This is a genomic window from Spirillospora sp. NBC_01491 (genome assembly GCF_036227065.1).
In the GTDB taxonomy this organism is placed as follows: Bacteria; Actinomycetota; Actinomycetes; order Streptosporangiales; family Streptosporangiaceae; genus Spirillospora; species Spirillospora xylanilytica.
Window position 1 is genome coordinate 1,389,709 of record NZ_CP109432.1, and the last position, 20,376, is coordinate 1,410,084.

Annotated in this window: 18 protein-coding genes and 1 pseudogene; 13 read left to right on the forward strand and 6 right to left on the reverse strand. The window is 72.6% G+C overall.

Annotated elements, in window-relative coordinates:
* Position 1: 1 nt before the first annotated feature.
* Genes OHA34_RS06695 through OHA34_RS06715 form a run of 5 tightly spaced genes read right to left on the reverse strand, consistent with a single transcriptional unit; the run spans position 2 to position 4,707 of the window.
* Positions 2 to 1,423 (reverse strand): aldehyde dehydrogenase family protein, encoded by a 1,422-nt coding sequence (locus OHA34_RS06695; protein WP_285940234.1) that lies wholly within the window; start codon positions 1,421 to 1,423, stop codon positions 2 to 4.
* Positions 1,420 to 2,634 carry an FAD-dependent oxidoreductase gene (locus OHA34_RS06700; RefSeq protein ID WP_329520989.1) on the reverse strand — a complete coding sequence of 405 codons (1,215 nt, stop codon included), beginning with the start codon at positions 2,632 to 2,634 and terminating at the stop codon, positions 1,420 to 1,422. The genes OHA34_RS06695 and OHA34_RS06700 overlap by 4 nt, the downstream gene beginning before the upstream one ends.
* Positions 2,631 to 3,350 carry a maleate cis-trans isomerase family protein gene (locus OHA34_RS06705; protein ID WP_329520990.1) on the reverse strand — a complete coding sequence of 240 codons (720 nt, stop codon included), beginning with the start codon at positions 3,348 to 3,350 and terminating at the stop codon, positions 2,631 to 2,633. Before OHA34_RS06705 ends, OHA34_RS06700 begins: the two co-directional genes overlap by 4 nt.
* Entirely contained in the window at positions 3,347 to 3,706 is a 360-nt protein-coding gene (locus OHA34_RS06710; RefSeq protein WP_329520991.1) for a hypothetical protein, read from the reverse strand. Before OHA34_RS06710 ends, OHA34_RS06705 begins: the two co-directional genes overlap by 4 nt.
* A complete protein-coding gene (locus OHA34_RS06715; RefSeq protein ID WP_329520992.1) occupies positions 3,703 to 4,707 on the reverse strand; it encodes a class I SAM-dependent methyltransferase in 1,005 nt (334 codons plus the stop codon). Before OHA34_RS06715 ends, OHA34_RS06710 begins: the two co-directional genes overlap by 4 nt.
* Before the next feature lie 118 nt (positions 4,708 to 4,825).
* Between OHA34_RS06715 and OHA34_RS06720 the strand changes: the two genes are divergently transcribed.
* Both OHA34_RS06720 and OHA34_RS06725 read left to right on the forward strand, forming a co-directional pair.
* Positions 4,826 to 5,002: a hypothetical protein gene (locus OHA34_RS06720; RefSeq protein WP_329520993.1), complete on the forward strand. Its 177-nt coding sequence runs from the start codon at positions 4,826 to 4,828 to the stop codon at positions 5,000 to 5,002.
* 49 nt (positions 5,003 to 5,051) lie between these two features.
* A pseudogene (locus OHA34_RS06725) lies at positions 5,052 to 5,765 on the forward strand (amidohydrolase family protein); the annotation flags it as partial.
* 128 nt (positions 5,766 to 5,893) lie between these two features.
* Here OHA34_RS06725 and OHA34_RS06730 read toward each other — a convergent pair.
* Entirely contained in the window at positions 5,894 to 6,874 is a 981-nt protein-coding gene (locus OHA34_RS06730) for a GlxA family transcriptional regulator (RefSeq protein WP_285940239.1), read from the reverse strand.
* A gap of 71 nt (positions 6,875 to 6,945) precedes the next feature.
* Between OHA34_RS06730 and OHA34_RS06735 the strand changes: the two genes are divergently transcribed.
* The 11 genes from OHA34_RS06735 to OHA34_RS06785 all read left to right on the forward strand — a co-directional run bounded on the left by OHA34_RS06735 (position 6,946) and on the right by OHA34_RS06785 (position 20,367).
* Positions 6,946 to 8,265 (forward strand): APC family permease, encoded by a 1,320-nt coding sequence (locus OHA34_RS06735; protein WP_329520994.1) that lies wholly within the window; start codon positions 6,946 to 6,948, stop codon positions 8,263 to 8,265.
* Positions 8,262 to 8,699, forward strand: a complete 438-nt coding sequence (locus OHA34_RS06740; RefSeq protein WP_285940241.1) for a VOC family protein — start codon at positions 8,262 to 8,264, stop codon at positions 8,697 to 8,699. Before OHA34_RS06735 ends, OHA34_RS06740 begins: the two co-directional genes overlap by 4 nt.
* Positions 8,686 to 8,817, forward strand: a complete 132-nt coding sequence (locus tag OHA34_RS06745; RefSeq protein ID WP_329520995.1) for a hypothetical protein — start codon at positions 8,686 to 8,688, stop codon at positions 8,815 to 8,817. Before OHA34_RS06740 ends, OHA34_RS06745 begins: the two co-directional genes overlap by 14 nt.
* Before the next feature lie 58 nt (positions 8,818 to 8,875).
* Positions 8,876 to 10,501 carry an amidase gene (locus tag OHA34_RS06750; RefSeq protein ID WP_329520996.1) on the forward strand — a complete coding sequence of 542 codons (1,626 nt, stop codon included), beginning with the start codon at positions 8,876 to 8,878 and terminating at the stop codon, positions 10,499 to 10,501.
* Positions 10,502 to 11,093: 592 nt separating this feature from the next.
* A complete protein-coding gene (locus tag OHA34_RS06755) occupies positions 11,094 to 11,927 on the forward strand; it encodes a ParB N-terminal domain-containing protein (RefSeq protein WP_329520997.1) in 834 nt (277 codons plus the stop codon).
* A 150-nt stretch (positions 11,928 to 12,077) separates the two neighbouring features.
* Complete coding sequence (gene pepN / locus OHA34_RS06760; RefSeq protein ID WP_329520998.1) at positions 12,078 to 14,567, forward strand: aminopeptidase N; 2,490 nt, start codon at positions 12,078 to 12,080, stop codon at positions 14,565 to 14,567.
* A 15-nt stretch (positions 14,568 to 14,582) separates the two neighbouring features.
* Positions 14,583 to 15,629 carry an FAD-dependent oxidoreductase gene (locus OHA34_RS06765; RefSeq protein WP_329520999.1) on the forward strand — a complete coding sequence of 349 codons (1,047 nt, stop codon included), beginning with the start codon at positions 14,583 to 14,585 and terminating at the stop codon, positions 15,627 to 15,629.
* 285 nt (positions 15,630 to 15,914) lie between these two features.
* Entirely contained in the window at positions 15,915 to 16,853 is a 939-nt protein-coding gene (locus OHA34_RS06770) for a 3-oxoacyl-[acyl-carrier-protein] synthase III C-terminal domain-containing protein (protein ID WP_329521000.1), read from the forward strand.
* 32 nt (positions 16,854 to 16,885) lie between these two features.
* Positions 16,886 to 18,745, forward strand: a complete 1,860-nt coding sequence (locus tag OHA34_RS06775) for an HAD-IIIC family phosphatase (RefSeq protein ID WP_285940248.1) — start codon at positions 16,886 to 16,888, stop codon at positions 18,743 to 18,745.
* Positions 18,746 to 18,994 carry an acyl carrier protein gene (locus OHA34_RS06780; RefSeq protein WP_285940249.1) on the forward strand — a complete coding sequence of 83 codons (249 nt, stop codon included), beginning with the start codon at positions 18,746 to 18,748 and terminating at the stop codon, positions 18,992 to 18,994. It abuts the gene before it with no gap.
* A 62-nt stretch (positions 18,995 to 19,056) separates the two neighbouring features.
* Positions 19,057 to 20,367, forward strand: a complete 1,311-nt coding sequence (locus OHA34_RS06785; RefSeq protein ID WP_285940250.1) for a lysine N(6)-hydroxylase/L-ornithine N(5)-oxygenase family protein — start codon at positions 19,057 to 19,059, stop codon at positions 20,365 to 20,367.
* Positions 20,368 to 20,376 lie beyond the last annotated feature (9 nt).

The following is a 20,376-nucleotide window of genomic DNA, read 5'->3' on the forward strand; positions in this document are numbered from 1 at the left end:
GTCAGTCCTTCCGGTAACCGTCGGGGACGCCGGGCGCGGTGGAGAACCACACGCTCTTGGTCCAGGTGTAGAGGTGGACGGCGTCGGTGCCGCCCTCGCGCCCGTAGCCGGACGCGCCGACCCCGCCGAACGGCACGAGGTCGGACAGGACGCGGTAGGTGTTCACCCAGACCGTCCCGACGCGGAGGGCGTCGGCGAGGCGGTGGGCGCGTCCCGGGTCGCCGGTCCACACGCCTGCGCCGAGCCCGAACCGGGTGGCGTGGGCGAGGCGGACGGCGTCGCCCTCGTCGTCGAACGGCGCGGCGCACAGCACCGGCCCGAAGACCTCCTCGGTGAGCAGCGGGTCTCCGGCGGCGACACCGCTGAAGACCGTCGGCGCGACCCAGTTGCCGCCCGCCAGCCCGGCCCCGGCGGGCGTCCCGGCCTGCGCGACGATGTGCGCGCCCCGGGCGGCGCCCTCGCTGACGAAGGCCCGCGTCTTGGCGGCCTGGACGGCGGTGACCTGCGGCCCGACCTGGGTGCCGGGCTCGCGCGGGTCTCCGACGCGCAGGTCCCCGACGCGCCGCGCGACGCGCTCCAGGACGTCCGGGTACACCTCGCGCTGCACGTACAGGCGCGATCCGGCGATGCACATCTGCCCGCACGACCCGGTGAAGCCCTCCACGATCCCGGCCGCCGCGGCGTCCAGGTCGGCGTCGGCGAACACCAGCTGCGGGGACTTGCCGCCCAGCTCCAGCGCGGACGGGGCGAAGTGCGCCGCCGCCGCGGCGCCGACGCGGGCGCCGGTGGCGTCCGAGCCGGTGAACACCACGAGCTTGACGCGGGGGTCCTCGACGAGCGCGCGGCCGAGGTCGCCGTCGCCGTGCACGACCTGCGCGACGCCCTCCGGATGCCCGGCCTCGGCGAGGACCTCGGCGACGATCCGGCCGAGCAGCAGGGCGGTGAGCGGGGTCTCGGCGGCGGGTTTGAGGACGACGACGTTGCCGAACGCGAGCGCGGGCGCGATCTTCTTCGCGGCGAAGAAGTACGGGACGTTCCACGGGATGACGCCCGCGACGACCCCGTACGGCTCGCGCGTCGTGTAGGTGTGGAACGGGCCCGGGACCGGCACCACCGTGCCGTGCGCCTTGTCCGCCCAGCCGCCGTAGTACTCGAAGCAGGCGGCGGCGCGGTCGGCCTCGCGGCGGGTGTCGGCGGGCAGCTTGCCGGTGTTCAGCGTCTCCAGGTCGGCGATCCCGGCGGCGCGCGCCCGCATCCGGCGGCCGATCTCCACCAGCAGGCGGCCCCGTTCGGACGCCGGGACGGCCCGCCAGCGCGGCGCGGCGTCCTCGGCGGCGCGCAGGACGGCGTCCAGGCCGCGCGGAGTCGTCGCGGGGACGTCCTCGATCACCTCGCCCGTGATGGGCGACAGGACGGCGGTCAACGGCTCACTCCTTCGACTGCGTCGAGCATGCTCAGGGCGCTCAGGTGGCGGGTGCCCGCCACCGGGTCGGCGGCGGTCGCGGCCAGGTCCCGGAGCCGGGCGAGGCGGGCGTCCCGGCCGGTCGCGTCGACCCCCGCCCGGACGGTCCGGGTCGCGGGCTGGACGATGCGGACGGCGGCGTCCCGGCGAGCGGACGCGTACGCGTCCGCCTCGGCGTCGCCGTCGCCGTCGCCGCCCGCCCGCAGCGCGGGGCCGAGCCGGGCGGCGAGATCGAACGCGTCGTGGACGCCCGAGTTCAGCCCCATCCCACCGGTCGTGCTGGACAGGTGGGCGGCGTCGCCCGCCAGCAGCAGGCGTCCGGCCCGGAACCGGTCGGCCACCCGCTGGTGGCTGCGGTAGAGCTGGTGCTGCTGGAGCGGGCTGCCGACCCAGCTCCGGTCCCCGACGAGCAGGTCGAGGGCGGCGGCCAGTTCCGGGTGCGGCCCGCCGGTCCCGTCGGCGGACGCGGTGACACCGGCGGTGGTACTGACCGCGACGCGCCACACGTCCGGGGTGCGGATGAGGGACAGCCGTCCGTTGGGACCGCTCCAATAGGAGACGGGACCGAGGTCGTCCACGACGGTCTCGAAGGGGAACGGCGTGGCGGCGACCAGGCTCTGCGACGGGTAGGTGTCGCCGGGGAAGCCGATCCCGGCGAGCTTGCGCAGCACGCTGTGCGCCCCGTCGGCGGCGACGACGTACGGCGCGGTCAGGCGCGTGCCATCGGCCAGCGTCACGACCGCTGCCGCCGCGCCGTCGTCCGCGCCGGTCAGCCCGGTGACGCGGTGCTCCTGACGCAGGTCCACGTCCGGGGACGCCTCGGCCAGCTCGCGAAGCAGCCGCAGCAGCTTGTACTGCTCGTACTGGACGCGGAACGGGAACGGCGTCCGGCCCTCCAGCACTCCGTAGGAGAACGTCGCGCGGTCGGGCAGTTGCAGGTCGCGGAACTGGAGCCGGTCCACGCGGACGCCGTGGGCGACGGCGTCGGAGGCGGCGCCGATCCGGTCGAGCAGCGCCAGCGTCGGCGGGTGCAGCGTCGAGCCGCGCCACTCCTTGCGGACCCCGGCCCGCTCGGCCTCCAGCACGACGGCGGGCACCCGCTCGGCGGCCAGGGCGAGTGCGGCGGCCAGGCCGACCGGCCCCGCGCCGACGACGATCACGGGCTCGGTCATCGGGTCTCCTGGATCAGCCGGGCCAGCGCTCCGGTCGCGGCCGCGAGCGTCGACGACGCGTCCGCCGCGTGCAGCAGCGCCCACGTCCCGGCGAGATTGGACGACAGCAGCAGCGAGCGGGCCGGGGTCAGCTCGTCGAGCACGTCGAGGCTGGCGGCGCCGGTGCCCGCCACCACGACGGCGTGCCCGGGGGCGCCGGAGCGCAGCGCGGCCCGCACCGCGTCGCGGACGTCGCCGTCACCGGTGGCGTAGATGGGGCGTCCGCCCTGGACGTCGTGCACGTCCACACGCATCCCGGCGGCGCGCCAGAACCCGGCGCACTGCTCGGTGAGCCAGGACGGGTAGGGCGACACGACCGACACGCGGTCGGCGGCGGCGGCGCGCAGCGCGCCGGCCAGCCCGCCCGCCGAGGTGACGACGGGGACGCCGAACCGCCGCGCGAGCCCGGCCGACCACTCCCGGTCGCCGTCCGGGCCGAGCGGATAGGTCGCACCGGTGCAGGCGACGAGCACGGCCGCCAGGTCCAACCCGGCCAGGGACGCGATCGCCTCGCCCGCGTTGTCGCGGTACCAGTCGAGGCGGGCGTGCAGATCCAGGCCGGGCGGCGCCGCCATCCGCGCGACGTACGGGACGACGCCCAGTGGCAGCAGCCGCCGGGTCTCGGGTTCGACGGTGGGGTTCGCGGACGGCACCACGACCCCGACCCTGACCGTCACGCGATCAGCCCGCCGAAGACACGCCGGACGTAAGCGTCCCGCTCCGCCCGGTCGCCGGTCCCGCCGACCGCACTACTCCCGCCGGCTCCGCCGACCGCATTGCCTTCGCCGGCTCCGCCGGCGGCACTGCCTTCGCCGGCTCCGCCGGCGGCGTCCGGCTCGATCGCGTCCGGCGACACGACCAGTCCTCCGGCCACGAGCTGGGACTCCAGCGCGGCCAGGCGGCGCCGCGTCACCCACAGCTCGGCGGCGAGCTGGACGCTGATCTGCATGAGCTGGTCGTTGACGCCCTCGCCGACGAAGGCGCCTAGGGGCTGCGGGCCGTCCACCCGCCAGTTCCCGGTGTCCTCGGTCATGCCGCGCACACCCAGGTCGCGGTCCGGCCGTTGGTGAACTCCACCGAGGAGAACAGCCGCTCCAGTTCGGCGCCGATCCCGCCGTGCACGAACCGGAACGCGAACGGCTCGCCGTTGAAGCGGGTGTCGAAGTCGCGGTCGTAGGTCGCCCACGGCTCGGGCGGGTCGTCGGGCTGGCGCATCTCGTGGACGACGAGGACCCCGCCGGGCCGCAGCACCCGCCGCGCCTCGGCGACCGCGCGCAGCGCGATGTCCCAAGGGACCTCGTGCAGGATCGTGCCGAGGTAGGCGACGTCGAAGGTGCCGTCAGGGAAGAGCAGGTCCTCGGCCAGCCGCTGGGCGAAGACGACGTCGGCGCCGAGCCGGACGGCGCGCGCGTGCGCGTACCGCAGCAGCGGCGCGGCGGAGTCGATCCCCCACACCTCCGCGTCCGGCCAGCGGTCCTTGAACGCCACGGTCATCGCGCCGACGGAGCAGGCGATGTCCAGGACGCGCGTGACGGAGCCGTCGGCGGGCGCGGGGACCTCGCGGGCGCGGGCGATCTTGCTCTCGTCGCGGTCGTTGGTCCCGAGGTGGAAGACCTTCGTGCCGTAGTGGTAGACGTATCCGGCGAGCGACTCATCGTGGTAGCCGCCGGGCTGGCGGTGGAAGTGGACGTCGGCGGAGTAGGCCGGGTGCTCCCAGTCCTCGGCGAGTTCGATGCGTCCGGGGCCGCGTCCGGCGGCGTCGTCCAGCTCCGCCTCCAGCGCCGGGCGCAGCCGTTCGTAGCCGGCCGCCACCCGTGCCCAGTTCATGTCCTGGGTGGAGCGCAGCAACCGGTTCCGCAGCCCCACCAGCGGCACGGACTCGGCGGCGGCCCGCAGGTCCTCCAGACTCTCCGGACGCCGTTCGGCGACGCGTTCCCGGACCGCTTCGGCCGCCACAGGATTGATCTCCCTCAGGGTGAAGCGACGCAGTCCCTCGACGAAGTCGAGGTGGCTCTCGTCGTCGAACACCGGCATCGCCGTCATCGTGCCGAGTCGCCCGCGCGGGGCCGCCTCCCCCGGACCTGACCCTGAACGCATGGACCAATCCCTTCACCCGAAGTGATCCGCCCAGCGGAACACTCGTTCCGCTGATGTGAAGTGTGACCTTAACAACAGGCATGCCGCCCTGTACATCCCCCACCTGCACATTCTTGGCGAAAGCGGCACCTACGGGCGAGGCGCGCTGACCATCGCGGTCGCGCTCGGGCCGGCGTCCACCGCCTCCACCGGCGCCTCACCGGGCTCGGTCGGCTACGGGCGCAGTCCGTGAAGGTAGAGCGCGACACACTCGTCTTGCAGCGCTCCAACGGGTAGGTGGCCTCGACCGTTGCGTGGCTCGGCAGCCCCGCCTCCAGTTACGTCAACGGACAGACGCTGAGCGTCAGCGGCGGCCTGACGATGCATTGAGATCCGTCGACCCCCGCCTGCCGGTCGCCGACCTGCTCGCCCACCTCGACCTGCAAGCGGAGGACCCCCGGTTCCGCGGCGTCCGCGTCTTCGGCGGACTCGAGCCCGGATCGGCCGCCGGCGACGCGATCCTGTCATGGCTCGACCGAAGGGGACTGGTCTTCGACCTCGTCGCCGGTCCGGCCTCGCTGCCGGCATGGGTGCGGGCCCTCGAGGCGTTCCCGGACCTGACCGTCGTGCTCGAGCACCTCGGTTCCCCCGAAGACGCCGGCCAGGACGGACGGGCCCGCTGGGCGGGCGCGATGCGGAAGGCGGCTGCCGCCACCGGCTGGACGTGCAAGTTCTCTGGCCTCGGCATGCTCCTGACCGAGATCACCGCTGATGCGGTCCGGCCGTGGCTGGAACTCGCCGTCGACGCGTGGGGCTGGGAGCGACTGGTATTCGGCTCCAACATGCCGATGGACGCGATAACGGTCAGCCACGAGGGACTGCTCGGCACCGTGCGTGAGCTGGTGGCCTCGACGGCCGGCGCCGCCGACGCCCACCGCTTCTTCTACGACAATGCCCGCCGCGCCTACGGCCTGCCGGTGGCGGACATCTCCGAAGCGGTGATCCCCCGGCGATAGCCGCGACGGGCGCACCGCCGCCGACGCCCGGTCCCTGCTCGGCACCCTCCTGGGCGACGCCGAAGACCGCGGCCTCGTCGGCCTCGACGTCGCGCGGAAGCGACGGGGCCGAGGCCGCGCGGGCCGGTTCAGCGGACGTTGACTGCGGCGGCTGAGCGGAAGCGGAAGATGTGGCGGTACGACTGGGGTGACATGCCCGTCGTTCGGCCGAAGTGGTAGCGGAGGTTGGCCGCGGTGCCGAAGCCGGTGTCCCGGGCGATCTGCTCGACCGGCCTGTCGGAGGTCTCCAGGAGTTCCTGGGCCAGGCGGATGCGCTGTTGCAGCAGCCACTGGAGCGGCGTGATGCCCAGTGTTTCGCGGAAGCGGCGGGCGAAGGTGCGTTCGCCCATCTGGGCCAGGCGGGCCAGTTCGGGGACACTGAGCGGCTGGTTCAGGCGTTCGCGCGCCCATTGGAGTACCGGCGCCAGGTCGTCGGTCGGCTCGTGAGTGACGACGGGTCTTGTGCACTGGGGGTGGCCTCCCTCGCGGTGCGGGGGGACGACCATACGGCGGGCGACCTCGTTGGCGACGGCCGCTCCGTGGTCCTGGCGCAGCAGGTGGAGGCACGTGTCGATGGCCGCTCCCGAGCCGGCCGTGGTGATGACGTCGCCGTGGTCGATGTACAGCGGGACCGGGTCGAGATCCACCTCGGGGAAGCGGTGGGCGAAGTCGCTGGAGTTCATCCAGTGCGTCGTCGCGGTGCGGCCGTCCAGCAGTCCCGCGGCGGCGAGCACGTACGCGCCGGTGCACAGCGACACGATCCGGCCGCCGCGCCGGTGCACCTCCCGTACGACCTTCACCAGGCTCTGCGGCGGATCCAACTGGACCGGGCGGGCCAGCGCGGCCACGATGACGGTGTCGGCGTCCAGCAGATCGTCGAAGCTGTGCGCGGCGTTCAGGCTCATGCCCTGGGTGGACGGGAGCGGGCCCGGCTCGGCGGTGCACACCTGGAACCGGTACCACGGGTCGACGATGTCGCTGCGGTCGGTGCCGAAGACCTCGAAGGGGACGGCCAGCTCGAAGACCGGGGTGCCGACCGTCACCGCCAACCCGACGAGGTGTCCGCCCATGGCAGGAATTTAGCGCATGTCGGCTGTTCTGTCGCTGGTGGTTCGGCCGGGCCTGCCGGACGCTGGGTGCCGTGACGACAACGGAGTCCAGGGCGCCCACAGGCCGGCTCACCCTCGGTCAGGGCACCGCGATGTACGTGGGTGCCGTGCTCGGGACCGGTGTGATCGCGCTGCCCGCCCTGGCGGCCGAGGCGGCCGGACCGGCGTCACTGGTGGCCTGGCTCGCGCTCGTGGCGCTGTCGGTTCCACTGGCGGCGACCTTCGCCGCACTCGGCGCACGGCATCCGGACGCCGGAGGGGTGTCCACGTACGCGCGGTTGGCGTTCGGCGAACGGGCCGCCGCCGTGGTCGGCTGGTGCTTCTACTTCGCGGTGCCGCCGGGCGCGGCCGCCGCGGCGCTGTTCGGCGGCGCGTACGTGGAGGCTGCGGTCGGCGGCGGAACCGCCGCGGTGCTCGGCACCGCCGTGGCGCTCATGGCGGTGGTGACCGCGGCCAACACGGTCGGCCTCCATGTCTCGGGACGGTTTCAACTCGGGCTGGCCGCGCTGCTGGTCACGCTGCTGCTGGTGTCGGTCGGGCTGTCGCTGCCCGAGGCGCGCTGGGACAACCTCACCCCGTTCGCCCCGCACGGCTGGGCGGCGGTCGGGTCCGCCGCGTCCCTGCTGGTATGGAGCTTCGCGGGCTGGGAGGCGATCACCCACCTGGCCGCCGAGTTCCGCCGCCCGGGGCGTGACCTGCCGCGCGCCACCGGCTCGGCGGTCGCCTTGGTCGGGCTGCTGTACCTGCTGGTGGCGTTCGCGACGATCGCGGTGCTCGGCACGGGCGCGGCCGACACCGAGGCCCCGCTCGGGGAGCTGATGGCGCGCGGGATGGGCGGCGGCTCCCGCTGGCTCGCCGCCGCCGCCGCACTGCTGCTCACCCTGGGCGCGATGAACGCCTACTACGCCGCGGGAGCCAAGCTGGGCGCGGCCCTCGGGCGCGACGGGGCCTTTCCGAAGGTGCTCGCGCGCGGCAGCGTCGCCGGTGAGGTGCCCAGGCGGAGCCTGCTGGCCAACTCCACGATGTCGTTCCTGGCGCTGGGGATCGTCGCGGTCGCGGGTCTCGGCACCGGACCGCTGGTGCAGCTCACCGCCGGCTCGTTCGTCACGGTGTACGCGGTGGGCGTGGCCGCGGCCATCCGCCTGCTGCCGCGCCGCAGTCCCGGACGGACCGCGGCACTGATCGCGTTCGGCGCGGTGGCGGTGCTGCTGCTGATGTCCGGCCCCTACCTGATCTGGCCGCTGATGGTGACGGGCGCCGCGCTGGCCTATCTGGGCCTGCGGCGACGCGCCACGGCGACGCCCCTTCCCGGCCCTCCCGAGCGCCGTCCCTACGATCGGAGCCACAGGTGATCCTCGGCATCGACCACATCGGCATGGCGACCGATGACCCCGAGGGGGTCGCGCCCTTCCTGACGGCTCTCGGAATGACGGTGTCGGACCGCGGGACCGCCGACGACTACGGGGTCGCGTGCGAGTTCTGGCACTACTCCGACGGGATCGGACAGCCCGCCGTGGAGCTGGTGTCGGCGTCTCGGAGCGATTCCTCGGTCGCCGGGCGGCTGGAGCAGCACGGCCCCGGGCTGTACCACGTGGCGTTCGGCGTGGACGACCTGGAAGCGGAGCTGGACCGGCTGCGCGGGCACGGCTTCACCGCCGTCGACCATGTCGCCTGCTCGGGCGCGCGGCCCGGCATGCGCGTGGCGTTCCTGTACGCGCGGCGTCCGGCCGGTCTGCTGGTGGAGCTCGTGCAGTACCAGGACGGAGACGTCGATGGTCGCGCTTGACGACGTCCGGCAGGCGGCGCCGCCCCTGTCGCGCACCTCCGAGCACCCGGTCCGGCCGGCGGGATTCCACCTGCCCCGCCACGGCGCCGAGGCCCATCTCGCCGGACGCGATCGATGACAGGCCGTCCGGCCGCGCAGCCGGACCCCGTCCGTCCCCCCGGTCCATTGGAGAACTCGTGAACACCTTCGACGAGCGCTTTCTCAGCGACCGCCCAGAGGGCACCCCCGGTTCCGGGGAGCCGCCCACGCCGGAGGAACTGGCGAAGATCGCGGGTGGCCTCGGGCTGTCCCTCACCGCGGAACAGCTCGCCGAGTACACGGCCCTGGTCGCCCGGGGCATGTCGGCCTACGCGCGCCTGGACGAGCTGAACCCGGTGTCGCCGGCGTTCCCGGGCAGGTTGCGCGACCCCGGACGGGCGCCCCGGACGGACGAGGATCCGTGCCACGGCTGGGCCTGGCGCTGCTCGATCCGGGGAGCGTCGGACGGGCCGCTGGCCGGCCGGCGGGTCGCGGTGAAGGACAACATCGCCGTCGCCGGGTTACCGATGCGGCCCGGGGCCCCGCTGCCGGAGAGCTTCGTACCGCGTGCGGACGCGACCGTCGTCACCCGCCTGCTGGACGCGGGCGCGGAGATCGTCGGCAAGACCGCCGCGTTCGGCGCCGGCGCCGAAGACGGCGCCGGCACCGCCGCGCCCGAGCCGCGCAACCCCTACGCCCCCGACCGCCTGCCCGGAGGGACCTCCGGCGGGAACGCGGTGGTGATCGCCGCCGGTCAGGCCGACCTGACGCTCGGCACCGACCACGGCGGCTCGATCCGCGTCCCGGCGGCGTGGAGCGGTTGCGTCGGACTCAAGCCCACCTTCGCCCTGGTGCCCTACACCGGGATCGTCCCGGTCGAACGGACCCTGGACCACGTCGGGCCGATGGCGGCGACCGTGGCCGACTGCGCGCTGCTTCTGGAGGTGACGGCCGGAGGGGACGGTCTGGACTCGCGCCAGCGGATCGATCTCGGGGTGGGCTCCTTCCGCGGGTTCCTGGACGGCGACCTCGGCGGCGTCCGCGTGGCGGTGCTGCGCGAAGGCTTCGGCATACCCGGGGTCTCCGAACCGGACGTCGACGCGGCCGCCCTCGACGCGGTGGACTCGCTCGCGGCAGGCGGCGCGCGCGTCGAGGAGGTCTCGGTGCCGATGCATCGGGACGGCCTGGCGATCTGGAACGCCATCGCCGTCCAGGGTGCGACCGACCTGGCGATGCGCGGCGACACCACCACGACGAACTGGGACGGCCACGTCGATCTCGACATGATGGAGCGGCACCGGCTGGGGCGGCTGGAGAACCCGCAGGCGCTCTCCCCCGCCCTGGTGTTCACCGCCCTGCTCGGCACGTACATGTCGCAACGGCACGGTCACCGCTACTACGCGAAGGCGCAGAATCTCGCACGCGAGCTGCGCCGCCAGTACACCTCGGTCCTCGAACGCTTCGACGTCCTGGCGCTGCCCACGGTCGGCATGAAGGCGGTGTCCCGCCGCACCGACGGTTCGGCGACCCAGATCGTCGACCGGATGTTGGGTAATCTCCACAACACCGCTCCGTTCAGCATGACGGGCAATCCCGCGCTGAGCATCCCGTGCGCATTCTCCGAAGGGCTGCCGGTCGGCCTGATGCTGGTGGGCCGCCCGTACGACGACGAAGCGGTGCTGCGCGTCGGCCACGCCTACGAACGGCTGCGCGGGCCGCTGTCCAGGGCCGCCGCGTCCGAGCCGGCGGACCTGGCCTCGGTGTGCGAGCGCCCCGTGAGCTGACGCCTTCCTGACCTTGCCGGCAAGGCCCCGCTGGTCATCGGACCGGCGGCGAAGGGCGCGTCCATATTCGGACACGCCCTTGCTGCATTTTGGGCCACCGAATACAGCGCTCTGAAATTCCCGACACCGGCCTCGTCGCTCATTTTCGTCATTTTCTGCCAGTCGCATCAAACGTTCCGTGATCAAGTGATTGCGAAATTAGTGGTGAGTCAACACGGGACAGGAGACTTGTGCTGACTTATCGGCTGTGTAAGTGTGACACGGGCGACACTTCAGGGGCGTGGGCCCTGCGCGGACGCCGTGTCCTTCTCTGAGATTCCAGGCAATGGAGCGATGAGATGCCGGAAGAGATGGCCGGAAATCGTTCATTCGAGAGTGCGGTAATCGATTCTACGAAGAATCGAGAAAACAATCTGAACAGGGCACCGGGGGGGAAATGAAAGAGGATCTGGGAAGGGACCCGCAGACCGAGGAAACAGCGCCAGCGTTCTATGACAAGACCGTCCATCTCGTCCGTATCGAAGACCTGCGACCGGCCGACTCGCCGCGGCTGACCGGCGAGGATCTCGATCACGCGCGCACCCTGGCCGAAGTGGCCACGCCACTGCCGCCCATCCTCGTCCACCGCCCCACGATGCGGATCATCGACGGCATGCACCGGCTGCACGCGGCGCGGCTGCGCGGCCGCACCACCATCGAGGCGCACTTCTTCGACGGCTCGGAGCACATGGCCTTCCTGCTGGCGGTGCGGGAGAACATCGCGCACGGCCTGCCGCTGACCGCCGCCGACCGGATGGCCGCGGCGCTGCGCATTCTGGAGGCGCATCCCGACTGGTCCGACCGCGCGGTGGCGATGGCCGCCGGATCCTCGACCCGCAGGGTCGCCGCCCTGCGGCGCCGTTCGACTGAGACCGCGTCGCAGTCGAACACGCGGGTGGGCCGGGACGGACGGCTGCGCCCGGTCGACGGCGCAGCCGGGCGGCTGCGCGCGGGAGAGATCGTCCGAGAACGCCCGGACACCCCCCTCCGGGAGGTCGCCAGGGAGGCCGGGATCTCCGTGGCGACCGCCCGTGACGTGCGGGAACGACTCAAACAGGGGCAGGACCTGCTGCCGCCGAGGCAACGCGCCACCAGGGCGCCGCGCACCACGCCGCTCTCGGCGGCATCGAGGGAGGCCGCCCTCGGCCAGTGGCCGGTCCTCCGGCAGAAACTCCGGCAGGACCCGGCGGTGAGGTACGCCCAGTCGGGCCTCACGTTCCTGCGATGGCTGGACACCCGGGTGGTCTACGGGGAGGAATGGCGCGAGTTCCTGGCGTCGGTGCCCGCCCACTGGGCCGACGAGATCGCCGCACTGGCCAAGGGATGCGCGGAGAACTGGAAGGAGGTCGCGCGGGAGCTGGAGCGCCGGCGATCACGGTCGGCCTGACGGGTGGCACGCCAGGTCGGCGGGTGCGGCGCCGAGCAGAGCCCCGCACGCACAGACCGACGGGACGCAGGTCCGGTAGGGGCCCCGGGCGTCTTGACCTTTTTCGCGATCGTGGCCGACGATTCTTTCAGCGCATTCGAAAGGAATCTCATGCCCAGTCTCACTCGCGCGGAGGCGGCCAGTCGCAGCTCGCTTCTGGCTGTTAGCGATTACCACGTCGAACTAGACCTGACGTCCGGTGCGGAAACCTTCCGATCATGCACTACGGTGACATTCACAGCGACACGCGAGGGAACCGAAACATTCATCGAGATAGCCCCCGCAGCCCTCCATTCGGCCCTGCTGAATGGTAAGGAGATCGCGCCGGGAGATCTGGTCGACGGCCGGTTGCCACTGCGCGACCTGGCAGCAGAGAATGAACTCGTCGTCGTGGCCGACATGGCCTATTCCACGCAATGCGAGGGCCTGCACCGCTTCGAGGACCCGGCCGACGGCAGCATCTACGTCTATTCATTCGTGTACGTCGACCACGCGCCCAAGGTCTTCGCCTGTTTCGACCAGCCCGACCTGAAGGCCGGCTACACCTTCGAGCTGACCGTCCCCGAGGGCTGGACGGTGCTCGGCAACACCCCGGCCACCCAGGAGACGCCCGGCCGGTGGCGGCTCGGCCCGTCGCCCGCGCAGGCGACCTACCTCACCGCGCTCGCCGCCGGCCCGTACGCCTCTTTCCACACCCGGCACGGCGAGGTCGAGCTCGGCTTCCACTGCCGGGCGTCCCAGCGCGAGGCGCTCGCCGCCGACGCGGACGAGGTCTTCGAGATCACCGGGCAGATCCTCGACGCGTGCGCGGACATGTTCGGGATCGGCTACCCCTTCGGGAAGCTGGACCAGGCGTTCGTCCCGGAGTTCAGTGTGCTCTCGCTGGACCACCCCGGCTGCGTGCTGCTGCGCGAGCAGTACCTGTTCAGCTCCGCCGTGCCGGAGAGCGAACGGGAGACGCGCGCGGTCGTGCTCGCGCACGGGATCTCGCTGATGTGGCTGGCGGGGCTGGTCACCAACCGCTGGTGGGACGACCTGTGGCTGGGGCAGTCGCTCGCCGACTACATGGCGCACCGGCTGACCAGTGAGGCCACCCGGTTCCCCGGGCCGCCGGTCACCTTCGCCGCTCGCCGCAAGGGCCAGGCGTACGTGCCCGACCAGCGCCCCTCGACGCACCCCGTCTGCCTGGAGGGAGCGGACGTGCGGACGGTCCAGCTGGAGCTGGACCGCATCTCCTACTTCAAGGGGCACGCGGTGCTGCGGCAGCTCGCCGCGCATGTCGGTGACGACGCGCTGCGCGCTGGCCTGCGCATCTACTTCTCGCGGCACACGTTCGGCAGCGCGACGTTCACCGACTTCATCGCGGCGCTGAGCGAGGCCGCCGGCACGGACATGACCGGCTGGGCCGAAACCTGGATGCGGACCGCCAACGTCAACACGCTCATCCCCGAGCTGACCGTCCGCGACGGGCGGATCACCGAGGCGTGGGTGCGGCAGACCGCGCCCGACTCCCATCCGATCCTGCGGACCCACACGATGGACGTCGGGCTCTACTACGACGGCGACCGCCGCGACGTCCACCGCGTCATCGTCGCCGGCGCCCGCACCGATCTGCCCGCGCTGGTGGGGCTTCCCATGCCGAAGCTGGTGTTGCTCAACGACGGCGACCTCGCCTACGCCAAGGTGCGTTTCGACCCCGCCTCGCGCGCGGCGCTGCCGGCGCTGCTGCCCACGCTGAAGCCGATCAACCGGGCGATGGTGTGGTGCGCGCTGCTGCTCGGGGTGCACGACGGCTCTGTTCCTGCCGCCGAGCACCTGGACCTGGTGTGCGGGATGGTCGCGGTCGAGCCCGAGCTGTCGATCCTCGCCGAGGTGCTGGAGCAGGCGCGCATCGACGTGGCCGACCGCTTCCTGCCGCCCTCCGGCCGGGAGCCGGCGATGGCGCGGGTGGCCGCCGCGCTGCGCGCCCGCCTGGGCTCCACCGCGCCGGGCGACGAACGTCAGATCACCCTGTTCCGCGCCGTGGTCGACTTCACCGCCGACATCTCCGAGCTGCGCGGTTGGCTGAACGGGACCGGCGTCCCGGAGGGGCTGACCCTCGACACGGACCTGGCCTGGCGGGTCCGGTACCGGCTCGCCGTCCTCGGCGGTCTGGCGGAGGCCGAGATCGACGCGGCGTACGACGCCGAGCCGGGCGCGCACGCCGAGCAGGCCGCGGCGAGATGCCTCGCCGCCCGCCCCGACCGGACCGCCAAGGAGGCGGCCTGGACCGCGATCACCACCGACAGCGGACTGTCCAACTACCGGTTGTGGGCGCTGGCCGAGGGATTCTGGCAGCCGGAGCAGACCGAGCTGACCGCGCCGTTCGTCGAGCGGTTCTTCACCGAGATGCCGGCGGTGGCCAAGCTCCACGGCGACCTGGTGCTCGACCTGCTGCTGCGGTCGTTCTACCCGCGCCTCGCAGCCGAGCCGGAGACGCTCGAGCTGGCCCGCGCCATGCTCGCGCGCGAGGACCTGCCGCCGACCCTGGCCCGCCGCGCGGGCGACCACACGGGCGATCTGCGTCGCGTGGTCGAGGCGCGCACCGCGGTCCGCACCTGAGGTCGGGAGGACACCGTGCGCATTGCGATCGTCGGGGGTGGCCTGGCGGGGGCGCTGCTCGCCCTGCGGCTCAGCCAGCTGCACCGCCCCCTGAAGCTGGAGCTGTTCACCGGCGGGGACCCCGGACGGGGCGACGTCGGACAACGGGACGCCTCGGCGGCGTCGGGCGGCATGGTGCGGGCCTTCGAACGCGATCCGGGGGCGGCGGCGCTGGCCGCCGAGAGCCTCGCCGAGCTGAGGGGCAGCCGGCGGCTGCGGGAGTGGTCGCGGTTCCGGGAGAGCGGAGCGGTCTACGTCACCGAGCCGCGAACCGAGGTGACCAGATCGCTGGCGGTGGTCGAGGAGGTCCTGCCCGGCTCGGCGGAACGGGTCGGCGCGGACCGGCTGGCGCGCGACCACCGCCTCGGCGGTCTGCCTCCCGGCGTGACCGGCATCGTGGAACACGGCGCCGGGTACATCTCGCCCGACGCGCTGCGCACCGCCGCGCTCGGCCGGCTCGCCGACTCCGGTGTGCAGATCCACCCCGACCGGGTGACCGGGGTGACGGGCGATCCGGCCGTGCGGCTCCGGGACGGCGTGCGCCACTACGAGGCGGTGGTGGTGGCGGCCGGGGCCTGGACGCCGTGCCTTCTCTGCGACAGCGGCCTTCCGTCCGGCCGGCTGCGCGTCAGGCAGATCCAGTACACGCTGTGCCGGGGTCCGCTGGACGGGGTGCGCGCGTTCGTCGAAGAGAACAGCGGACTCTACGGCCGCCCGCACGGTCCGGGCCGGTTCCTGCTGGGACTTCCGTCCGACCGCTGGGACCTGGCCCCGGACGCGGTCGAGCCCGACCGGGCGCTCGCGGACGAGGTCGTCGCCCTGGCCGGCCGGATCTTCGGTGTCGCCTTCGCGGCGGAACGCACCGTGGCCTCCTTCGACTGCTACCGGGACCCGCCGGGGCTGGAGCTGCGGCCCGTCGAAGGCGGAGGCGGCGGGCTGTTCACCTTCACCGGCGGCAGCGGAGGAGCCGCCAAGGCGGTGTTCGCGGCGAGCCGCCGCGCGGCCCGGTCACTGCTCGGATAAATCCGGTCTGAACACGCGATACGGCCTTCTGGAAATTTTCCAGAAGGCCGTATCGCGTGTTCAACTATTTTCCCAGCTCAAATTGAATGCCTGGACGACGCCGTTATCCATTGCCAGTACCCCCACTCTCGGGCGACGATTCTTCAGGTCACGAGAAGTGACCCGAAATAGCGAGATCCGCAGAGAGGAATGATGATGGCGGCTCCCCCGGTAACGCTTGGGATAACTGGCTTCGGATACGCCTTCGGTGCGGACGAGGATGTCGAGAAGGCGGCGCCGGCGTACGTGCCCGACCCGGAACGGATCGGGCGGTGGGGGTACCGAACCTTCCACCGTGCCGCCGACGGCGTGACCGCCGTCGACCTGGCCGCGGCCGCCGCCAGGGACGCGCTGGACCGCGACGGCCTCGCCGTCTCCGACGTGGACCTGCTGGTGCTGGCGCACTCGGAGATGCCCGACTATCCGCACTGGGACTCCTCGACCGCGCTGGCGCGCGCGCTGAAGATGCGCGACACCCAGACCCTGCTGCTCAACGAGGGCTGCGCCTCCGGGGTCACCGGGCTGGCGCTGGTCGCCGGGGTGCTGGCGACCCAGCCGGAGATCCAGACGGTGCTGTTCACGGCGGTCAATCGGGTCAGCGAGTTCCACCGCAACCGGATGACGGTCAACAACGCCGTGCACAGCGACGGCGCGGTGGCCGCGGTGCTGCGCCGCGGCCACGAGCGCAATCGCTGGCTGGCGACCGAGCAGCTCATCGACTCCGACCTGTGCGACTGGTTCCGCACCGACTACGGCGGTGCGGTGGAGCCGGTCCCGCCGGAGGGCTGGTCCGCCGCCACCGCGCCGCCCGGGCACGAGCGGGTGCAGGCGCACTTCCAGAAGGACCCGCAGCGGCTGCGCGAGTTCGGCGGGCAGGCCATCGACCGTTCCATCGCCGTGATCGACGGAGCGTGCCACCGCGCCGGAGTCAGCCGGGACGAGGTGACGCACTACATCTACATCAACGACCCGGACGGCATCGCCGACGTGGCCCCCCTCCTGAACCTGCCGCTGTCACGGACCAACCAGGAGATCGCCCGGAGGCACGGGCACATGGGCGCCGCCGACCAGCTCACCGCGCTCGGCGAGCTCCTCGAGGCGGGCGCGGTCGAGCCCGGCGACCTGGTCGCGCTCACCGGGATCTCCATCGGCATGCGCTGGTACTGCTCCCTGGTCCGCGCCTGAGCCGCTCCCACCCGAACGGAGGGAACCGACCCATGACAGAGCCGACCGCCCAACTGCTGGGCCGACTGCGAACGGCCGTGCGCGACGGCGAGATCCCGGACCCGGCGACGCGGCGCGGGCTGCTGGAGCTGACCGACTCGGCGGCGGCGCGGAGCGCCGGCCGGATCCTGGCCCGGCTGAGCGCCGACGGCCCCTTGCGCGGCCTCCGCGTCCGGATCCAGGCCGCCTGCACCATCGGCTCGTTCGAGCACCTGCTCCGCGCGAACCTGGTCGGGGCGGGCTTCCGGCCGGTCATCGACAAGGGCGGCTACGGCGCGTTCGAGATGGAGCTGGCGACCGGTGCCTTCCTCGCAGCGGACGACACCGACGAACCCGACCTGCTGGCGACGCTCGTCGACGCCTCCTTCTTCCTGCCGGCCGACTGGAGCCCTGCCGCCCCCGCGGCACTGGAACAGCACGTCGAGAGCCGGCTGAAAGAGCTCCGCGGACTGGCGGTCTCGGCCACCGAGCGCACCGACGCGACGCTGGTGCTGCACACCGTGCCGCTCCCGGCGGAGGTGCGCGACACCTTCGTCAGCGTGTCCGGCCGGGCCCGGCTCGCCCGGCTCTGGCACCGGATCAACGCGGACCTGCTCGACCTGGCGGCCCGCCACCCGCAGATCGCGGTGATCGACCTGGTCGGCGTGCTGGCCGACGCGCCGGTCGCGGCACGGGACGCCCGGCTGCACCGCTTTGGCGACCTGCCCTACACCGACGGCGCGCTCCTGCTGCTGGCGGGCGAGGTACGCCGCGTCGCCCAGGCCAGAGCGGGACTGTCCCGCAAGGTCCTGGCCCTCGACCTGGACGACACCCTGTGGGGCGGCGTGCTGGGCGAGGTCGGCGCGCACGGCGTCCAGCTCGGCGGCCTGTATCCCGGCAACGCCTACCAGGACCTTCAGCGCACCGCGCGACGGCTGCGCGAACAGGGCGTCGTCCTGGTGCTGGCCAGCAAGAACGACGCCGAGCCGGTGGAGCGGGCGCTGGCCGACCACCCGGAGATGGTGCTGCGCGACGAGGCGTTCTCGGTCCGCGCCGTGAACTGGTCGGCCAAGTCCGACAACCTCGTCAAGGCGGCCGAGGCGCTGGGCCTGTCGGTGGACTCGCTCGTCTTCATGGACGACTCGGGCTTCGAACGCGCCCAGGTCGGCGACGCGCTGCCGCAGGTGGCGGTCGTCTCGGCCGCGGGCGATCCGGCGCACCTGCCCGGGGCCCTGGTGCGCGGCGGCTGGTTCGACGTGATGGCGCTGACCGACACCGACCGCGCACGCCCCGACCTGTACCGGACGCGCGCGATGCGCAGCGACTTCTCCGAAGGGTTCGGGTCGTCCGAGGAGTTCCTCCGGGCCCTCGGCATCGAGATGGAGATCGCGACCGCGACCGACTTCACCACCGGCCGGATCGCCCAGCTCGCCGCGCGCACCAACCAGTTCAACATGACCGGCCTGCGGTTCGACGCGGCGGCCACCACCCGGATGAACGACGACGCCGGGCACCTGGTCGCCTCGGTCGCGGTGGCGGACCGGTTCGGCGACGAGGGCATCGTCGGCGCCGTCTGGGTCGAGTGCGGCCCGGAGGTGTGGCGGGTGCTGAACCTGGTGCTCAGTTGCCGGGTGCTCGGCCGCGGCGTGGAACTGGCGACCGTCGGCTGGCTGGCCGAACGCGCCCGGTCGGCGGGCGCCGCCCGGCTGGAGGGCCGCTACGTCCGGTCGGCCAGGAACGGCGTGGCGGCCGACTTCTGGACCCGCGCCGGATTCACTCCCGGATCCGGCGACGACTGCTTTGTCCGCGACCTGGAATCGGCGACCGGAATCGCCCCGTCCTGGATTTCTCTGCGTGAAAGGAGCACCACCTGAATGGACGACAAGGACGTCATCGAAAAGACCGTGACCGCGATCATCGAGGAAGTTCTCGGAGAACCACCCGGAACGGTCGGAAAAGAAGAGCCGCTGGCCGCCCGTGACTGGGACAGCACCGCCTCGCTGGAGGCGCTCGCCCAACTGGAGAGCCGGTTCGGCATCTCGCTCGACCTGCGCCGATTCCACACCGCCCGCACCATCGGCCAGATGGCCGACCTGGTGGCCGTCGAGGCGGGGGCGCGGTGACCGCACCGGATCCGGTGAGCCCGGCGGGCCGACGGCCCGCCACACGAGTCAAGGAGGACGCCATGGAACGACAGGAAGTCGAGTTGCTGGGCATCGGGGCCGGACCGGCCAACCTCGCCCTGGCCGTCGCGCTGGAGGAGATGGCCGGGGACGACCTGGCCGGCTCCGCCCTGCTCATCGAGCAGCACGATGACATCGTCTGGCAGCGCGGAATGCTGCTGCCCTGGACGCAGAGCCAGGTCTCGTTCATCAAGGACCTGGTCACCCTGCGGAACCCGCGCAGCGAGTACTCCTTCATCAACTACCTGCACTCCAACGGCCGGCTGGACGAGTTCGCCAACCTGGGCAGCTTCACGCCGTACCGGGTGGAGATCTCCAACTACCTGCGCTGGGTGGCGGGGTCGCTGCGCCGGGTCGGCATCGAGCACGGCCGCCGGTGCGCGTCGATCACACCGGTCACCGACGAGGACGGCACGGTGCGGCGCTGGTCGGTGCGCACCGCGGACGGCGGCGAGATCGTCTGCCGGGACCTGGTCATCGGCATGGGACGCGACCCGCACATCCCCGACGAGATCGCCACGCTCCCCCGGGACCGCGTCGTGCACAGCACCGAGTTCGTCACGCGGATGGCGGAGCTGGACCGCGACGCCACCCGGCGCGTGGTCGTGGTCGGCGCGGCGCAGAGCGCGGCGGAGATGTTCTGGGCGGCGCACCGCGACCTGCCCGGCGCCCAGGTCACGATGGTGATGCGCGCCATCGGGCTGAACGCGTACGAGACCAGCAGGTTCACCAACGAGCTGTTCTACCCCTCGTTCGTGGACGAGTTCCACGCCTCGCTGCCGGAGGCCCGCGAGCAACTGCTCCGGGAGATGCACCGCACCAACTACGCCGGGCTCGCGCCGGGGATGCTCGACACCCTCTACCGCGAGATGTACCAGCAGCGGCTGGCCGGCGACGAGCGACTGCACATGATCACCATGACCGACATCGTGGACGCCCGGATGGACGGCGAGGAGGTCGTGCTCACCCTGCTGGACCGCAAGTCCCAGCGGACCAGCACGTTCCGCTGCGACCTGGTGCTGCTCGGCACCGGCTTCGTCCGCACCATGCCGCGCCTGGCGCGCGACCTGGCGGAGGCCGCCGGAATGGGCGGCGCCACGGTGGACCGCAACTACCGGATGAACCTGCCACCCGGCTACACCGCCGGCTGCTACCTCCAGGGCGTGAACGAGGCCACCCACGGCATCGCCGACTCGCTGCTGAGCGTGCTGGCCGCGCGTTCCCAGGAGATCGTGACCGACCTGCTGGCGCACCGGCAGGCCGAGGCCGCCGAGACGAGCGGCGCGCCCGCGCTGGCGCTCAACGGCCGGTGACCGACGAGA

What these genes read in the sequence shown, in the direction of transcription:
- OHA34_RS06745 (WP_329520995.1), top strand. Translation starts at nt 8,686, where the DNA reads ATGGTCGCGCTTGACGACGTCCGGCAGGCGGCGCCGCCCCTGTCGCGC.
- OHA34_RS06730 (WP_285940239.1), bottom strand. Translation starts at nt 6,874, where the DNA reads ATGGGCGGACACCTCGTCGGGTTGGCGGTGACGGTCGGCACCCCGGTC.
- OHA34_RS06775 (WP_285940248.1), top strand. Translation starts at nt 16,886, where the DNA reads ATGACAGAGCCGACCGCCCAACTGCTGGGCCGACTGCGAACGGCCGTG.
- OHA34_RS06780 (WP_285940249.1), top strand. Translation starts at nt 18,746, where the DNA reads ATGGACGACAAGGACGTCATCGAAAAGACCGTGACCGCGATCATCGAG.
- OHA34_RS06710 (WP_329520991.1), bottom strand. Translation starts at nt 3,706, where the DNA reads ATGACCGAGGACACCGGGAACTGGCGGGTGGACGGCCCGCAGCCCCTA.
- OHA34_RS06700 (WP_329520989.1), bottom strand. Translation starts at nt 2,634, where the DNA reads ATGACCGAGCCCGTGATCGTCGTCGGCGCGGGGCCGGTCGGCCTGGCC.
- OHA34_RS06785 (WP_285940250.1), top strand. Translation starts at nt 19,057, where the DNA reads ATGGAACGACAGGAAGTCGAGTTGCTGGGCATCGGGGCCGGACCGGCC.
- pepN (WP_329520998.1), top strand. Translation starts at nt 12,078, where the DNA reads ATGCCCAGTCTCACTCGCGCGGAGGCGGCCAGTCGCAGCTCGCTTCTG.
- OHA34_RS06715 (WP_329520992.1), bottom strand. Translation starts at nt 4,707, where the DNA reads ATGCCGGTGTTCGACGACGAGAGCCACCTCGACTTCGTCGAGGGACTG.